The sequence below is a fragment of the Lactobacillus sp. ESL0246 genome (assembly GCF_003692965.1).
Taxonomy (GTDB): Bacteria; Bacillota; Bacilli; order Lactobacillales; family Lactobacillaceae; genus Lactobacillus.
Map to the genome: position 1 here is coordinate 142,807 of NZ_REHC01000006.1, position 17,976 is coordinate 160,782.

Here is a 17,976-nt window from a genome sequence, read left to right on the forward strand (position 1 = left end):
GCCAGACTTTTTTACTCATAATTCTGATTATTATAAAGACTGGACGATTTAAAGAACTTTTAGATCCATCAGCTTACGAATATTATGTAAAACATATAATTGCTTTAAAGTGATATAAATATTTTATTTAAAATATATTTATGATTTATACTATCTAAAAACAATTGTATTTTGTCATAATTATTGGAATATATGGAACTGAAAATTTAGTATTTATTAGAATGAGTAGTTTACTAAAATAAATTGAAAGGTAGCGAATTTTGTTATGCGTATTTTAGTTATTGGTGGTGCTGGATATATTGGTTCAGTTGCAGTAAAAAAATTAATTAAAAATGGATATGATGTAGTCGTACTTGACACTCTATATTCAAGTGCAATAGATCCTAAGGCAAAGTTTTATCAGGGTGATTTAAAAAACACATTTTTAGTAAGTAAAATTTTGCGTTCAAAGAAAATTGGTGCAGTAATGCATTTTGCAGCGTCATCATTAGTTTCTGAATCTGTAAAAAAACCGTTGAAGTATTATGATAATAATGTAACTGGTATGATTTCCTTGCTTCAGGCAATGGTTGATGCACAAGTTAAATATTTGATTTTTTCTTCTACTGCTGCGGTATATGGTATTCCCAAAGTGGAAAAAATTACTGAAGATACGCCGCTTGAACCTATTAATCCATACGGTGACAGTAAAATGATGATGGAGCGTATTATGTCTTGGGCTGATAAAGCTAATGGCATTAAGTCAATTGCTCTTCGGTACTTTAATGTGGCTGGGGCAGCAGATAATGGTTCTCTCGGAGAAGCGCATGAGCATGAAACACATTTAATCCCAGTACTCTTGAAAAGTGCACTTAAGGATGATGGTAAATTTATAATCTTTGGTGATGATTATAATACAAAAGATGGAACTAATGTTCGCGATTATGTTGAGATTAATGATTTGATTGAAGCCCATATTTTAGCGTTAACTAAATTAGTGAAAACTAACAAGTCTGATGTGTTTAATCTAGGGACATCTCAAGGATACTCGAATCTTGAAATAGTAAAGGCTGCAAGAAAAGTTACTGGCATTGATATTCCATATACTTTTGGTCCAAGACGTGGTGGTGATCCAGATATTTTGGTTGCAGATTCAACTAAAGCGCGCGAAATTTTAGGTTGGAAGCCAAAACATGAGGATATTGAAGATATTATTTCTTCTGCTTGGAAATGGCATAAAAACACAGCTAAAAATTAATTTATTTCCTGTAATGTAGACTAATTGTTAAACTTTAAATCAGAGTTAATTTCTGAATTTATCAAATAAATACTGACGTCAAGAACTAGATATTTACTTGATAAATTGTCTATTTTTTCTTTTACAATTAAAGTTGAGGTCACTAACAGTAGTGGAATCTTTGAATTCATGTGTCAAAAGAGCTCATAAATATTTTTTCTCTTAAGTTAGTTTAGGTCGAGAGTCTCTAAGTTTGAATTGAAAAAATGATAAATCTGGAATAGAAGTTTCTAAAAATATGCTTGATTCAGGTTTTGAAAATAATTTTTATAAGTATAAAGAAAAGAATTAAGGACACCTGTAAAGCGTCCTTTTTTGTGAAAAATAAATTTTGTAACTGATACCTAGCTTTATTTATCTTTGAACTAATTATTGTATAGATAATATTTTCAGAAAGTACGCTCTTTAGATTAGTTATTGTAACTAGCATGTGATTTTTCACGTGTTTGTATTTGCCTAATAAAAATTTTTGCTTAGTTAATACTTTAAAAATAGTTACTATCCAAAGCCAAAAGATTTTATGGTCATAGAACACAGTTTCTTAGTTAGTGACCATATAATGTAATGTTTATGAATAGGATTATTAAAAATAAAGATAGCCAGTCCCAATACATTTTAGACAACATAATAGGTAGTAACAGATTTAATCACGATTTAAAATTTCAAATGAATTAAAACATCACTTGGCTGTTCAATAAGAATATTTTAACCTTAACTTTGGAACATATGCCAAGAAGAGGATTCTTAATCATAATTTGAATCCTAAACTTGTTAATGTGTATGAAAGATCTGTCATAATAATAAAAATACGCATTCTAAAAAATTAATTATTTGCTAGCGATATATATAGTATAAAAATATTTAATTTTATCTAAAGTATCTTTTTAGAGTATCAAGCCAAATATCGACATTATTTTTAGCCATACTAATGCCAGTATTACAGAGCATCAAGTAAAAAAACATCTAATTTCTGTTAAATATTGATATTTAGTTGTCTGAGACAGATTCTTGCCTAAGTAAAATTATTTAATGTTAAAAGGTAATTTAGATATTTCCTTTTCAGTTAATTTTGCATAATGTGGTTGATCCATAAAATTCTTTCCAACAAACAAATTCTTTATAATATCTATATATACAAGATCAAGGGGAGAGTCACATTTGGCCATATGAAGAAATCAAAAAATTTACAGTAGCGAAGCGATTAAAATTAAAACAAAAGCCCAAAAAGACATAGAAATGTTGGGCTTCTTATATTCACTAATTTAAAAAAGAGAACATTAAGTTGACGCCTTAAATCCAAGGTGCAAAAACGTCACTATAATTTAGAATACAAACTCGATCCAGACATTATAATAAGCCACTCAGATTAGTTTCTGAGTGGCTTATTTTTGTATAAAGTATTGGGCCCATAAAATTTCCTCTAGAAAGCAAATTTTTTCATAATATCTATTGTACAAGATCAAGAAGAATTTTTTGATTTTACAATTATTCTATTTGCTATTTATTTTAATCATGCTACATATGCTGAGAGAACGATTCTAAGGTCCTTTTTACTAACTTGCATTAATTTTTACCCGTATATGTTCTTAGAATTATAATTTGATTATACAAATAAATAACGCTTTCATTAATTTTGGAAATATTACAAAAAATATATAAAAAGGAACTAATTTAAAAATGAAGCAAGAAGTTAAACCTATAAAGATTCTTGGGTTTTAAAATATGTTCAAAAAGATTTGTTAGATAGAGCAGGAACAGGTAGAAAAGACTATACTATTTTTCAAGTTGGGAAAGCTACTTTACTTAGAGTAAGTGACGTTCTTAGTTTAAAAAAGAGTGATGTCTTTGATAATCATGGAAGAGTAAGGCGTAAAGCATATACTATTGATAAGAAGACCAACAAACACAATATTTTATATTTAAAAGCAGTTCAAGAGGATTTAGAAGAATACTTTGATTGGCTTGAAAGCTTTCAGATCAATGCTTGTAAAATTCCTCGTTACCAGCATTCATCATTTAATGGCAATATTATAGTAGCCCTTGGCTTTTTCCAAGTGCATATCATGCAGAAAAGCACATTGATAGTCGACAATATTGGAAGATTATGAATAGGGTAGGGAAAAATCTTCATATTGATTATCTTGGAACTCACACTATGCGAAAGACTGGCGCATATCGTGTCTATCAACAAGCAAACCTTCTTGATTTAGTAGATTTTGGCTAAAATTTTTGCTTTAAATATAGAATCGCAATTCTAAGAATAATTACGGTAAAATATTATCAATGTAAGTTAATAAAAAGCTCCTTAGAATCGTCCCCTCAGCATTACATCATCTAATTGAAACTACTAGCAATCGTAATGAAGTAAGTATTGCTTTATTCAGTAGCTATGTTCTTAAGGATAAAACTAGAAACAAAATATATCTATCATTTACAATGTAATTTACTTCTGTTTATGCCAACTGTGAGGCTGCTATAAGAATAGAGCTTAAAGCTAATGAAAAAAGTTATTGGGTTGGCTTGGCAACCGTTGCTTTTTAGATAATCTCAAAAAATAACTTATGCACTAAAAAAGATCAATTCTACCGAAACTTAGAATTGATCTTTTAATTTACATCATTTACGCTAAAAATATGTTTAGGAGGTACTGCAGGCAGTTTTGCCTTCGGTGGAACTAGGACTACTAAAAAGTTTCCATATTGTAGTTTATTTACAGTTTGAGGAACTACATAAACACCAATCTTATAGCCTTTAAAATCTGAAAATGTTTTTCCCCTTAGTGCTAACTCATACTTTAGTTGCTCTTTTTCAAATTCAATAAGACCATTGGAAGAGCCAGTATACTTTCGTGAGATTCAAAGTAATTATCATGATTACCATCACCAACGATATCATCTAATACTATATCTCTACCGCGGTCAGCATCTCCTCCAAATACAAGACTTGCTAAATTAGCACCAAATTGTACTTGACTATCCTTAATTGTACCAGGGAGCAAATCTGCTATTTGGTTATTCAAATTATTATCAATTGAATCGGTAGGAACAGCCAAACTCGTATTATTTGGATCATAATAGACATCTCCTAATTTAGGTAAGGTTGCACTTTTTGGAATCAAGAAAATCATAAATTGACCGCAGTTTTTATTATTGCTGGGATAAACATATGAACCAACTTTATAATTCGCAAAATCAGAGATTGTTTTGCCTTGCGCAGCTAGTTGCTGGTTTATTTGCTCTTTCACGAATTGAAATAATCCGTCAGCTGGACCTTTATATTTGCTAGTACCAGCTATACTTATTATATTAGCAGCATTTTCAGTACCTAAAATATCATTTTGAAGTTTTAACAAAGGTTTACCTGTTATTAAATAGTCATCTCCAGCTAGATCTGCTGCCAATTGTACCTGCTTGTCTGGTTCTGTTCCGGTAAATAAAGCAGAAACTTGATCATTCAATGACTGTCAATATTTTTCTTTTCTACCCAACTTTCTGGTATCAGCGGATTATAGTATCTCTCAGCTGGATCGGGTAAGACTATCCCTTTATCTGTATCAGCTGGGTCAATATAGGTACCCTTTGTTAAAAAGCCACGCCAAATATAACCACTATGCTTTTTATTACCACTAATAACTTTATAATAGACAGCCTTAGTAGAGCCGTGGCGCATGGTTACTGAAGAAGTCGCATACCAAGTTGTATGTGGAAAATTAACTAAATCATGTAACTTATGTGTGTGATTCCAATTCCAAACGGCTACACTCGCTTGAGGGTCTTTGGCATGATACGGTCTAGCAGAGTATGAATAGTTTCGTACCCAATGATATTTTTCGGCATGAACCTGTGTAGTAGAAACACTTAAACCTAAAGCTAATGATGCGGTCACTAAAAAAGTCACAATCATTTTTTGTTTTTCATGATATATACCTCCTAATCATGATTAGCTATCAAAAATGTTATACCACAATTTGCGGCAAATTAAGTGTAATAGTTATTAGTCTGAAGAAACATATAACTTGAGTAGATTTTTGCTGTTTGGCAATGGAGGATGCGCCGATATTTACGGTTAATCACTTTAGTTATTTTTGAACGTAATTATCTATCTTATCCTGCATACTTTAACTCTTAGAAAGGACAGCTTGAGCAGACTATTGCAGTTTTCATTACTTCATCTTTCCTAAGGCGAACATGAGTGAGTAAAGTAGTCTTGCATTTTTAATTTGAACTATATCTGTGAATTCTGAACCATTATCAAACATTATCAAACGTGATCGACCTGGATACTTATCAATCGTTTCCGCCGATTACTTTTTTGCTTGGTTTTCTGTTAAGCTTTCATAACCATTTATTTGTTTAAAATTACTCATTTTACTTATCTCCTTTATATTTAAAAAAATCTCAATATCCAAATAATTAAATTTATCAAACTATGGCTAAGAATAGACATTTTGATATCTTTAGTTACTAAATATATTAGTGAGAAACCCAATCCACTAACGAATAATTGTAATGCTGCCCATGAAATTACTTCCCCATGAGCTAAAGCAAAAATCAGACTAGTTAAAATTACTGCCAGCCAAGGGTTCATTTTTTTGAAAATCCCCCCCTGTAATCCACCTTGAAAAAATAATGTTTCTAAAATAGGACCTGATATAACTAGAGTAAAAAATACAATTATCCCTAATCGAGTGTGCAACAATCTGATTAAATCATTGTCTGTGTTACCTATACTACCAATCTTTCCAATTATCAGTTGTATTAAAAATGAAATTGTTGTAATACCTAAAGAACTCAACAAATTTCTAACACGTAGTTTTACTGACAGGATTGGTGTTCCATTAATCTTCTTATAAAAAATATAGACAGCTACAAAACCAACTAGGCAACCAATTATAAGAATAAGCACATGGTGTAAAATATTTACGTTATTTCTTGTTTCATGTTCATTTAATCTTTCTGCAAGTGTTGGCACCTGCATAAGAAGAAAAGTAACTAAAAACCAAAAGAAGTAGGCAGCCGCTTTTAATAAATATAAAATAATTTGTCCTAGTTGTTTCATAATGCTATAAAATCCTTTCCTATATCTCCAGAAGCTTAGAAATACTTAATATACATAACTCAACAAGATGGTTGAGAAAGATGTTTGTTGACTTTGTGAATAGCATGACCCACTTCATAACCCAAATTATAATCTGCTTGAGCTTTCCAAGTATCGTTGCTCTTTCTTTATTAGTTAGAACTTTAAAATTCTTGGGTTTAACTTCCATGATCGATTACGTTTCTTTGAAAATTATTTATATGTTAACATATTTTTCGGAAACCAAGTATATAATAAAGTGCTTACTTTAAAATTGGCGTGGACCAATGTAAATTTTTGCAGACTGTTATTTTAACTGGGCAAGTAAATATTTATAGCTATGAAATTACACTAATAAATTTGAAAAGTAGAATCAGACATACGTTAAAAGGACGCATCCCAATTGAATATCGGAATACGACCTTAGCGAATATAAATTAATGTTAACGAACTCTATGAAGTAACTTCAATGTTCTAACTCTTTTTGTTTTTAAAATTTAGTTGCAAAAAAGAACACAAGTACCTTCAGGAACAGATATATTTTTTTGAATAGGGGTTAAGCAACCGCTATTACCGTCTCGAGTATAAAGTGTGGCATTATCAGTATTCTGATTAGCTACAACAACGAATTTTTGTTCATTATCCCAATTAAAATCCCGCGGAAACTCGCCGAAGGTTGAAACTGTTTGGCGTAGTTCCAAGGTATGATCATTTTTAACTGCAAATACAGTAATTGAATCATGTCCGCGGTTAGATACATAAACAAATTTTCCATCATTGCTTATTCTAATAGCAGCTGCACCATTATGTGCAGTAAAATCTTCTGGAATGGTCGAATAGGTGGCAATATTGGTAAAGGTCCAGTTTTGTTCATCAAAATGTACAACATTAACCTTGCTTGAAAGTTCACCTACAACGTAGAAATAATTTCCGTCTTTATTGAACACGATATGCCGACTGCCAAAACCAGCTTCATTTTGATATTTTGCTAAATGATTTAAATGGTTATGCTCAAAACTATAAAAATCAACGCAATCATTACCTAAATCGCAACTAACTAGGTTGCCTTGCGGTGTTTGGTCAAAGAAATGTGGGTGCGGTCCGTCTGCTTGTTCTGGACAAGGACCGAGGGTATCAGCTGTGTGTTTAATTGAATCAAGCAATTTTATTTGACCATTAGCATCGTAAGAAAATACTGCCAAAACTGCGGTATGATAGTTTGCTGTATAGAGCAATTTTTGCTTACGATTGATACCAATATAAGCTGGAGAAGAACCAGTTGTTAAGTATGAATCTTGAGCTAAATAATTGTTATTAGATAATTTGAAAGAGCTAATTCCGCCTTGGTTACCCGTGTTATTGATTGAAAAAATCAAATCATTATCTTGGACAAAGTATGTTGGTCCTCCGATTCGAATTATTTCTTGAGCCTCTCCAAGTTGTAAACTGTTATCAGATTTAATTAATGGCAATTGATAGATTCCAGTAGCATTTTTTTTAGTATACCCACCAATTAGTAATTTCATTTTACGCCTCCATTTTGCTTTAATGAGAATAAGTTCAATCATCATTATAGCATGACACACAATTGTAAAGATTTATAGTAACCAATTTTCTTAAATAGTGTTAAAGTATGGTGTCAGAACTGCTAACAAAATAAGCAGTAAAATTTTAATAAGGGGTATACGTGAATGGATGAAAATAAAATTCGAGAGCTTTATGCTAAGAATGAAATTTCAGAAGTTTTTACTAATCTTCACTCGTCTACTACGGGGTTAAGCTCGTCAGAGGCAGCTGATAGACTAAAAAAGTTTGGTTCAAACGAGATTAAAAAATCTCAGGAAGAATCTGAATGGAAAACATTCTTTAAAAACTTTGTCAGTATGATGGCAATATTATTATGGATTTCTGGATTAGTAGCCATTTTCAGTGGAACACCGGAGTTAGGTATTGCTATTTGGATGGTCAACATTATTAATGGATTATTTAGTTTCTGGCAAGAACGAGCAGCTAAACGGGCAACAGACGCATTGAATAGTATGCTCCCTACTTATGTTCAAGTTATTCGTGATGGTAAAAAGATGCAAATTGATTCTAAGGAATTGGTTCCTGGAGATGTTTTTGTTTTGCAAGCAGGTAATGCTATACCAGCAGATGCTCGGTTAATTACGGCTAATTCTATGCAGGTCGATCAAAGTGCATTAAATGGTGAATCTGTTCCTGAATCTAAGACAATTGATTATGCACCCGGTGAGGGTAGCTATGCCGAAACTAATTTAGTATATTCAGGAACAACGGTTGGGTCAGGTACTGCTCGTGCGATTGCATTTGCCACTGGGATGAATACTGAATTTGGTAAAATTGCACAGTTGACCCAAAAACAAACAAAGGTTGATAGCCCATTAACGAGAGAATTAAATCGGTTGACAAAACAATTATCAATAATTGCTGTGTCAATTGGAATGATCTTCTTAATTGCAGCGATTTTCTTTGTGAAGTATCCTTTTGCGAAAGCTTTTATTTTCGCTTTGGGGATGATTGTGGCATTTATTCCTGAAGGTTTATTACCAACAGTCACATTAAGCCTTGCTCAAGGTGTTAAGCGGATGGCAAAAAAACATGCCTTAGTTAAAGAACTTAATTCAGTTGAAACTCTGGGAGAGACAACAGTTATTTGCTCTGATAAAACAGGAACATTGACTCAAAACCAAATGACGATTCATTATATCTGGACGCCGCAAAATGAATTTCAGGTTACAGGGAATGGTTATGAGAATAACGGTCAAATTGAACTTAATAAAAAGCAATTATGGTATGAAGAAAATCCCGATTTGCATAAGTTGATACAGATTGCAGCGCTCGATAATGATACTTCTATTCAGCCAAGCAACGTTAAAGGGGAAAAACCCAAAATTTTAGGAACACCAACCGAAGCTTCATTAATTATAATGGCACAAAAAGCTGGCTTTGATCGTCAAAAAGTGTTGGTCAAATATCCCCGTTTACGAGAACTACCGTTTGATTCAGATCGTAAACGGATGTCGACGATTCATCGCTGGAATGATCATCAGTATATTATTTTTACGAAAGGATCTTTTAGTGATGTAATCAAGCAGTGCGATCAAGTTCAAGTTAATGGACAAGTTCGATCGATGACTGCTGATGATAAAAAAAGAGCCGAAAAATATAATGCTGGATACGCCGCTAAAGGTTTACGTAGTATGGCGATGGCTTATCGGATTGTTGATAAAGATAGTACAGATGTTACTAAGTTAACAATTGAAACTGCAGAAAATCATTTGGTGTTTGTTGGTCTGACGACTATGAGCGATCCACCGCGTCCAGAAATTTATAATGCCGTCAAACGTTGTCATGAAGCAAAAATTAAGATCATTATGGTTACCGGTGATTCAAAATTGACAGCAAAATCTGTCGCAGTGCAAATTGGATTAACCTCTGAGCATGCTCGTGTGATCTCTGGCGATGAATTACAAAAAATGAATGACAGTGAGTTACGTGAAGCATTAAAGGGCGAGGTGATTTTTGCTAGAGTTGCGCCTGAACAAAAATATAAAGTTGTTAAAACATTACAAGAGAATGGCGAAATCGTTGCTTCAACTGGCGATGGTGTCAATGATGCTCCGGCTTTGAAGCAGGCTGACATTGGTATTGCTATGGGGATGACAGGAACTGATGTTGCAAAGGACGCGGCTAATATTATTTTAACTGATGATAATTTTGCCTCAATTGTTGCTGCAATCGAAGAGGGACGAGCTGTATATAGTAATATTCGTAAATTTTTAACTTATATACTAACATCTAATGTTCCTGAAGCTTTTCCATCAATATTGTTTCTATTTTCGGGTGGTTTGATTCCACTACCAATGACAGTAATGCAGATTTTAACCGTTGATCTAGGAACGGACATGTTACCAGCATTGGGATTAGGGAGTGAAGCTGTCGATCCGGATGTAATGAAACAAGCACCGCGAAGTCGAGGTGAACACTTACTCAATAAACGGGTTATTGAAAAAGCATTCTTGTGGTATGGACTAATTTCAAGTGTAATTTCAATTGCAGCTTATTTCTTTGTTAACTATCAAAATGGATGGCCTCATATTCCACTGGCTTCAAGTGGTCAAGTTTATTTACGAGCCACAACAATGGTGTTAGGAGCAATTATTTTCACTCAAATTGCTAATGTTTTAAACTGCAGGACTAATAAGATTTCAATCTTTAAGAAAGGGGTATTTAGTAATCCAAGTATTTGGTTTGGTATAGGATTTGAAATTTTCTTATTCTTTATTTTAACTATGACCCCAGTATTACAGCAATTGTTTAATACTACTAGCCTTATGCCAATAGACTGGATTTTCCTATTCTGTCTTCCAATTCCGTTAGTTCTGCTAGATGAACTAAAGAAATTGCTTTTGTATCATCATAAGTAAAGAACTGTTAATAAAACCGCTTATTATTTAGTTAAGCGGTTTTTGTTATGTTAAAATTAAATGTTAAGGAGTATATAAGACAATGAAATGGATTGCAACAATTAATAAAATAGGTAGACAAGCAATTGAGCCGAAAAATGAAATGGTTCTTTTGTTTGGTGATAATGTATCGCCTGATTTAGTTGAAGTATCAGTAATTCAGAAGTTTGATCAACAAATTCCACTTGACAATTTTGTTTTTAACACTGGTGATACAATCACGATTGGTGGTAAAACTTATGTGGCCAATTATGTCGGAGCAATGGTTGAAAATAATATTAAGACATTGGGACATGTTACGTTTTTTTTCACTGCTTTAAATTCCAAGAAACCATTGGCAAACGCAATTTATTTAACTTCAAGTGCGTCTCAGAGACTACCGGTTTTTAAAGTTGATGATCATATTTTTTATGAACATATTTGATTAGGATGGGGTTAATGGACAATTTAAGAAAACATAAAAAAGAAACTGTTTTTCAAAAATGGTTTTTGAATAACCGTTTTAGTATCGCATTGTTAAATATTTTATTATTCTTTTTGGTAATTTGGTTGTTTAACAAGGTGTCTTTCGTATTGAATCCGGCAAGATTGTTTGTAAGTGCGATATTACCTCCGCTACTTCTTGCACTCATTCAATTTTATATTATGAATCCGTTAGTGGATTTGCTTGAACGTAAATTTAAGATCCCTCGAGTTGTCACTATTATTGGCTTGTTTATGTTAGTTGCATTATTATTGGTCTGGACAGTTAACACCTTATTGCCAATTGTTCAAGGACAGATTAACTCCTTAATCAAGCACTGGCCGTATATTTGGAATGATGCGACTAATGCAATACAGAACACTTTAAATGCACCACAGCTTCATAGTGTTAGAAATAATATTAATGATGCTATTACTAGAGCACAGAATACAATTTTTAAATCAGGACAAACTACGATAAATACTACATTAAACAATATTTCTTCTGCAATTAGTATTGTGACGATTATTTTTATGACAGTCTTAACCGCGCCGTTTATTTTGTTTTTTATGCTTAAAGATGCACATAACTTGCGGCCATATCTGACACAATTTGCTCCCAGTCGTTGGCAAAAAGGTTTTGGTCAATTGTTATATGAAATTAACACTGCTTTGGCAGCATATATTCGAGGCCAGATTACCGTTGCTTTTTGGGTTGGAATCATGTTTGGTATTGGTTATAGTATAGTTGGGTTACAATACGGAATTGCACTTGCGGTTTTGAGTGCAGTTTTGAATTTGATCCCATATTTTGGTACCTTCATAGCTTTTATTCCGGCAATTGCAATAGCGATTATGATGTCGGTGCCGATGGTGATTAAAGTTTTGATTGTATTTATCATCGAGCAGACTATCGAATCTCGAATAATTAGCCCACTTGTTATGGGAAACAAAATGGAGATGCATCCCGTAACAACGATTCTGCTTTTAATCGGTTCAAGTTCAGTTTGGGGGCTATGGGGAGTAGTTTTTGGGATTCCGATCTATGCTGTTTTAAAAATTATTACAATGCGGGTATATAACTACTATAGGAAAGTTTCCCAAGTTTTTCGTGAAGATGAAGATAGTTCGCTAGTGACAAAAGATTCTAAGAAAATAAAAAAGTAGTGGAATGTATAGGTATAATCGTTATTATGACTTTTTAAATTGAGGAGATAAAAGATTGACAAATCACGTTGTTTTATTTGAGCCACTAATGCCAGCTAATACTGGTAATATTGCCCGAACTTGTGCTGGATCAAACACGGTGCTTGATCTGATTGAACCACTTGGTTTTCAGATTGATAATAAGAAAATGAAACGGGCTGGATTAGATTATTGGGATAAAGTAGAAGTTCATTTACATGACGATTTAGCAGCTTTCCTTAGTACTTTAGGTTCGCAAGATGAAATGTATTTGATTTCTAAATTTTCGTCAAAAAATTATGCGGAAGTTTCCTATACTGATCCCAATAAAAACTATTATTTTATTTTTGGCAAAGAAACAACTGGCTTACCGGAAACGTTTATGCGAAAATATTATGATCGCAATTTGCGGATCCCAATGTCTGATAATATTCGCTGTTATAATTTGGCTAATTCAGTAGCAATCGTTTTGCTTGAGGCATTGCGCCAACAAGGGTTTCCACTAATGGAAAAAAAGCATCATTATGAAAATGACAAATTAAAAGATAATTATAATCGACCGCAGCGTTATCAGAGAAATTTAGGAGGAGAATAAAATGGATTTTAAAAAAGAGACACCAATTTTAGTTAAGAATTTTCATTATGACATTAATGAAGAACCAAAAACTAAGGACAAGGTAAACTTTGGTTTGAAAAAAGTTGAAAAGCAGAATGAAGATGGAACTACTGATAAGGGTGAGGACGGCAACTACTTTGAGATAACTGTGGTTTTTGATGTTGCCCCCGCACCTGGACAATTTTCTGTCAGTGGAATGATTAGTCAAATTGTTCAGATTAAGGATTATTTTGGTGACGGTAATGACTTGGATAATACTGACTATAAGTTACTTAGCCGGCCACTAGTTGAATATATTGAAACTTTAACTTATGAAGTTACGCAAATTACACTGGAAAAACCGGTTAATTTAAACTTCGAAGCTAACTTTTAATTTTTGATTAGGTGGAAGGTATGCCTAAGAAAAAAAACAAAACGCCTAAAAAAAGTAAGAAGGTGCAAAATACAGGAATCACTTGGGCAATTATCGGTCTTATACAACTTGCTATTGTCTTTTTGGCTTTTGCTAAATTTGGTATATTAGGTAAACAAGTCGCAAATGTATTCCGGCTGTTTTTTGGTGATTCATATTTATTGGCGGCTGGATTATGTGCAATTTTTGGCTTAGTGATGTTGATCTATAATAAACCGATGCACTTTAACTTTAAACGAAGTATTGGTTTAATGATTGCGATTTTGGGCTTTCTTTTGATTCAAAGTAGCTTATATTTTGAGCGTGAATTAGTTAATAATGCCTTTATGAATGCTTTTTGGTATGAGATGAGTGCTGAATTTAGTCGAGCAGCGATTACAAAGCCGATTGGTGGCGGGGTGATTGGTGCTCTGTGTTACCAGATGTTTTATCCATTACTTGGACATACTGGTTTACGAGTAATTGCGATCTTGTTTATTCCGACTGGTATTTTAATGTTCTTTGACGTTAAATTTGCCGATGTGATTCAAAAGTTTCAGTTGTTTTGTCAACTTTTTATTACAAAGAATCATGAGGCTGGTACTAAGCTCAAAAAAAAGTATGGCATTATGCGAGAAAAACAATCACAAAAAAAAGAACGACAGCAAGCGCGTGATTTGTCTGATCCGTTAGATTCAGAATCATCGCTTTTTCCTAATGTTGATGATTTTAAGGTTGAAAATAAAGCAAACCATTCCCAAGAGAAAAAGAACGATTCATCAGAATCGCTTCAGGAAAATTCCAGTTCCATTGAGTCTACTTCAGAGCAAGAACCACAGATTCAATTTTCTGACCAAAATCAAGATGAGTCAATCAAAAATGAGCAACTAAAAAATGAAGAATTGCCTAAATCACATTCGTTTGCTGAAGAAGATAAAAAAATACGTCAGGAACTTGAGAATGTAGATCATGATGAACTTAAACAGAACAAAGCGACTAACACGCAATATAAAAAACCACCGTTAAGCTTGCTTGATGCTGTTAAAAGTGCCGATCAAAGTACAGATAAAAATTTGATCATTAAAAATACGCAGACTTTGCAGGCAACATTTAAAAGTTTTGGTGTAAATGTGATTATTAAAAAAGCTATCTTAGGGCCAACGATTACTCGGTATGAAGTTCAACCAGCAGTTGGTGTTAAGGTAAGCCGAATAGTTAACTTAGCTGATGATTTAGCTCTTGCCCTTGCTGCTAAAGATATTAGAATTGAAGCACCAATACCTGGTAAACCTTTTATTGGTATTGAGGTGCCTAATCGTACGACTTCAGTCGTGGCCTTTAAAGATGTGATGCAAAATCAGGATTCAAAGGCTCATAACGATCCAATGGAAGTTCCCCTTGGAAAGGACGTTAGTGGAAAAACAATTTCAGCTAATTTGGCTAAAATGCCTCATTTGTTAATTGCAGGTTCAACAGGTTCAGGCAAATCAGTTGCAATTAATACAATTTTGACTAGTATTTTAATGAAGGCAAATCCGGATCAGGTTAAGTTGATTTTGATTGATCCTAAAATGGTGGAATTATCTGTTTACAATGGTGTGCCCCACTTATTAATTCCGGTTGTAACAGATTCAAAGTTGGCTGCTAACGCATTAAGCAAGGCAGTGAAAGAAATGGAGCGAAGATATAAACTATTCGCTGCAAGTGGGGCACGGAACATGACTGAATTTAATGAAAAGGTACGGATCAACAATCAGGATAAAACTAAGCCAGTAATGCGTGTTTTACCGTATATTTTGGTTGTTGTTGATGAATTAAGTGATTTGATGATGGTCGGTGGCCATGATGTCGAAGGTGCGATTGTTCGATTAGGGCAGATGGCTCGTGCTGCTGGAATACACATGATTTTAGCAACACAACGCCCTAGCGTTGACGTTATCACGGGATTAATTAAAGCTAATGTGCCTTCAAGAATTTCATTTGCGGTTTCTAGTGGTGTCGATTCAAGGACCATTTTGGATCAAACAGGTGCTGAAAAATTACTTGGACGTGGTGATTTGTTATATATGCCGGTCGGAGCTTCTAAACCAGAAAGAATCCAAGGTGCATATGTTTCTTCCCATGAAGTTGAGAAAGTTATTTCATGGGTAAAAGAACAACAAAAGCCAGACTATGATGAAGGGATGATTCCGCAAAAAAATGATGAGTCAGCAAATTCTACGGATGATGAACCAGAAGATGAATTTTATAATCAAGCCGTTGATCTAGTTAGAAGACAACAAAGTGCAAGTGTGTCCATGTTACAGAGACGCTTTCGAATTGGCTACAATCGAGCAGCACGAATAGTCGATGAAATGGAAAATAGGGGAGTTATTGGACCATCAGAAGGTTCAAAGCCGCGTCAAGTTTTATTACCGCCAAAAAAGGATGAGACAAATAACTAATTTTTAAGAAAGTTTATCATGTCGAAATTTAGCACAATTTCACTTGGAAATAATGTTAGAATTAGTTAAATGTGGGCTTAGATGAAATGGTAGTAATGTTTAAGTGATTACTATATAAGTTATATTTACATTTATGGTTCATAAATAATAAAAAGGAATGTTGTAATTGCAACGAGCAATTGTATTTGGAGCTACTGGTGGGATTGGTCAGGCAATTTGTGTCGAGTTGGCACAGGCTGGTTGGTCTCTTTATATTCATTGCAATCAAAATTGGCGAATAGCCTGTGAAATAAGTCAACGTTTAAGTCATAAATATCCGCGCCAAGATTTTATTCCAGTTAAGCTTGACTTTTCAGTTGAAAATAGTGACTTAACAGCATTTGTCAATACTTTATTACCAGTTAATGCAGCTGTTTTTGGGCAAGGGATTACAGATTATAACTTTGTCAGTAGTCAAGATTTGAACATAATTGATAGGATCATGCATATTAATTTAACCACTCCAATTAAGCTAACGGGATTGCTTGAACCACTACTAATTAAAAATGATTTTAGTCGAATAGTTTATTTGGGTTCGGTTTATGGTGGTGATGGCAGTGCAATGGAAGCCGTATACAGTGCCTCTAAGTCTGGAATTTCACGTTTTGCGCAAAGTTACGCACGTGAAGTTGCTTCAGCAAATTTGACTGTAAATGTGCTTGCTCCGGGTGCTGTTGATACTAGTATGAACGCAACGCTTGCTCCTGAAGCTTTGGAAGAAGTAAAAGGAGAAATACCTGTGGGACGAATAGCTGAGGGCGGAGATATCTCCTTTTGGGTTAAAAATTTACTGGATGTTCGTTCAAGCTATTTAACTGGTCAAACAATATATGTTAGTGGTGGATGGCTCATATAATGGTAAAAATAATTAGTAGTATATGTTATACTCAAGATATAAGTTAAAAGAAGTTAAAGAGGTAACTATGGCAGATATCGGAGACAAATTACGTAGTGCCAGAGAGGCAAAAAAACTTTCAATTGAAGATATTGAAAAAGCAACTAAAATTCAAGGTAGATATCTGACAGCAATTGAGCAAAATGATTTTGAAAAACTTCCTGGCGACTTTTATGTGCGGGCTTTCATCAGACAATATGCTCAAGTTGTTGGATTGGATGGTAAGAAGCTTCTTGGTGAGTATCATCAAGAAGTTCCTAAAGCTGAACCAGATGAATACGTTGAAGACTCTATTGATAATAAGAGTGAAGAAGTTCAAAAAACGACTAACAGTAAGAAAAAAATATGGCAAACATACTTGCCACGAATTATTGTTGGTTTAGGAGTTATTGCAATTGTATTGATATGCTACGTGGTTTATGCACATTTTTCATCAACAGGTAATCAAAATAACGATGCTACAAGTGATGTGTCGGTTTCTACGGGTACTAATAAACGTGCTAAATCCAAAAGGGTTATCCAAAATCCGGTAAAAATTAAGGAGCTTGCTGTTAACCAATACCAAGTTACCGGTTTGAAAAATAGGCGTAATTTAGTAGTTAGAGCTGGTGATCAGGCTACAACGGTCACTATTATGATGAATGGTATTAATCAGAGTAGCCAAACTCTAGTAGCTGGTCAAAAACATACGTTGCGGATTCCGGAGACTGTAAAAACATTATCTGTATCGTTTAGCAATGCCCAAGGAACTTCGGTCTCTATTGGAGGGAAAAGGGTGCCATATGAGGCTCAAAGTACAACACAAACCCTGACTTTCTATATTGGTAAAAGAAATAGTCTACAATCAAATCAATCCAGAGAAACAAATACTAATCAAAACAATAATACTACAAATAGTAATTCTAATTCGATGCATACTGGCAATCAGCAGTCTCACTCTGAGCAGCAATCCAATGCTACTAATAGCAATGAAACTACTAATAGTCAGCAAAACAATCAAACAAATCAGCAAAGCAATCATAATAACCAAACAAATCATACTGAAAACAATGGCCAAAATGGTGGCTCTAACAATGATGGTAATCAATAATTATCATCCAGGAGG

General features: G+C 33.7%; 13 protein-coding genes and 1 pseudogene. 10 read left to right on the plus strand and 4 right to left on the minus strand.

What is annotated here, in order from left to right; translation table 11 throughout:
- Positions 1 to 265 precede the first annotated feature (265 nt).
- Positions 266 to 1,237, plus strand: a complete 972-nt coding sequence (gene galE / locus F5ESL0246_RS02515) for a UDP-glucose 4-epimerase GalE (RefSeq protein ID WP_122017948.1) — start codon at positions 266 to 268, stop codon at positions 1,235 to 1,237.
- A gap of 1,716 nt (positions 1,238 to 2,953) precedes the next feature.
- A pseudogene (locus tag F5ESL0246_RS02520) lies at positions 2,954 to 3,473 on the plus strand (tyrosine-type recombinase/integrase); the annotation flags it as partial.
- A gap of 597 nt (positions 3,474 to 4,070) precedes the next feature.
- On the opposite strand, the gene F5ESL0246_RS02525 reads toward F5ESL0246_RS02520, so the two are convergent.
- The 4 genes from F5ESL0246_RS02525 to F5ESL0246_RS02545 all read right to left on the minus strand — a co-directional run bounded on the left by F5ESL0246_RS02525 (position 4,071) and on the right by F5ESL0246_RS02545 (position 7,878).
- On the minus strand, positions 4,071 to 4,733 hold the full coding sequence (locus F5ESL0246_RS02525) for a hypothetical protein (RefSeq protein ID WP_122017949.1): 663 nt from the start codon (positions 4,731 to 4,733) through the stop codon (positions 4,071 to 4,073).
- Complete coding sequence (locus F5ESL0246_RS02530) at positions 4,730 to 5,179, minus strand: hypothetical protein (protein ID WP_122017950.1); 450 nt, start codon at positions 5,177 to 5,179, stop codon at positions 4,730 to 4,732. Before F5ESL0246_RS02530 ends, F5ESL0246_RS02525 begins: the two co-directional genes overlap by 4 nt.
- Positions 5,180 to 5,662: 483 nt before the next feature.
- Positions 5,663 to 6,334 carry a CPBP family intramembrane glutamic endopeptidase gene (locus tag F5ESL0246_RS02535; RefSeq protein WP_122017951.1) on the minus strand — a complete coding sequence of 224 codons (672 nt, stop codon included), beginning with the start codon at positions 6,332 to 6,334 and terminating at the stop codon, positions 5,663 to 5,665.
- 515 nt (positions 6,335 to 6,849) lie between these two features.
- On the minus strand, positions 6,850 to 7,878 hold the full coding sequence (locus tag F5ESL0246_RS02545) for a lactonase family protein (protein ID WP_122017953.1): 1,029 nt from the start codon (positions 7,876 to 7,878) through the stop codon (positions 6,850 to 6,852).
- Between the two features lie 165 nt (positions 7,879 to 8,043).
- Between F5ESL0246_RS02545 and F5ESL0246_RS02550 the strand changes: the two genes are divergently transcribed.
- The 8 genes from F5ESL0246_RS02550 to F5ESL0246_RS02585 all read left to right on the plus strand — a co-directional run bounded on the left by F5ESL0246_RS02550 (position 8,044) and on the right by F5ESL0246_RS02585 (position 17,961).
- On the plus strand, positions 8,044 to 10,800 hold the full coding sequence (locus F5ESL0246_RS02550) for a cation-transporting P-type ATPase (RefSeq protein ID WP_122017954.1): 2,757 nt from the start codon (positions 8,044 to 8,046) through the stop codon (positions 10,798 to 10,800).
- An 82-nt stretch (positions 10,801 to 10,882) separates the two neighbouring features.
- Positions 10,883 to 11,263 carry a PTS glucitol/sorbitol transporter subunit IIA gene (locus tag F5ESL0246_RS02555; protein ID WP_122017955.1) on the plus strand — a complete coding sequence of 127 codons (381 nt, stop codon included), beginning with the start codon at positions 10,883 to 10,885 and terminating at the stop codon, positions 11,261 to 11,263.
- Positions 11,264 to 11,277: 14 nt separating this feature from the next.
- Complete coding sequence (locus tag F5ESL0246_RS02560; protein ID WP_122017956.1) at positions 11,278 to 12,468, plus strand: AI-2E family transporter; 1,191 nt, start codon at positions 11,278 to 11,280, stop codon at positions 12,466 to 12,468.
- A gap of 55 nt (positions 12,469 to 12,523) precedes the next feature.
- Positions 12,524 to 13,081, plus strand: coding sequence for a tRNA (cytidine(34)-2'-O)-methyltransferase (locus tag F5ESL0246_RS02565; protein WP_122017957.1), 558 nt, complete (start codon positions 12,524 to 12,526; stop codon positions 13,079 to 13,081).
- A 1-nt stretch (position 13,082) separates the two neighbouring features.
- Complete coding sequence (locus tag F5ESL0246_RS02570; RefSeq protein WP_122017958.1) at positions 13,083 to 13,475, plus strand: DUF1149 family protein; 393 nt, start codon at positions 13,083 to 13,085, stop codon at positions 13,473 to 13,475.
- 20 nt (positions 13,476 to 13,495) lie between these two features.
- On the plus strand, positions 13,496 to 15,937 hold the full coding sequence (locus F5ESL0246_RS02575; RefSeq protein ID WP_122017959.1) for a DNA translocase FtsK: 2,442 nt from the start codon (positions 13,496 to 13,498) through the stop codon (positions 15,935 to 15,937).
- A 166-nt stretch (positions 15,938 to 16,103) separates the two neighbouring features.
- A complete protein-coding gene (locus F5ESL0246_RS02580) occupies positions 16,104 to 16,832 on the plus strand; it encodes an SDR family NAD(P)-dependent oxidoreductase (protein ID WP_122017960.1) in 729 nt (242 codons plus the stop codon).
- Positions 16,833 to 16,899: 67 nt separating this feature from the next.
- Positions 16,900 to 17,961, plus strand: coding sequence for a RodZ family helix-turn-helix domain-containing protein (locus tag F5ESL0246_RS02585; RefSeq protein WP_122017961.1), 1,062 nt, complete (start codon positions 16,900 to 16,902; stop codon positions 17,959 to 17,961).
- Positions 17,962 to 17,976 lie beyond the last annotated feature (15 nt).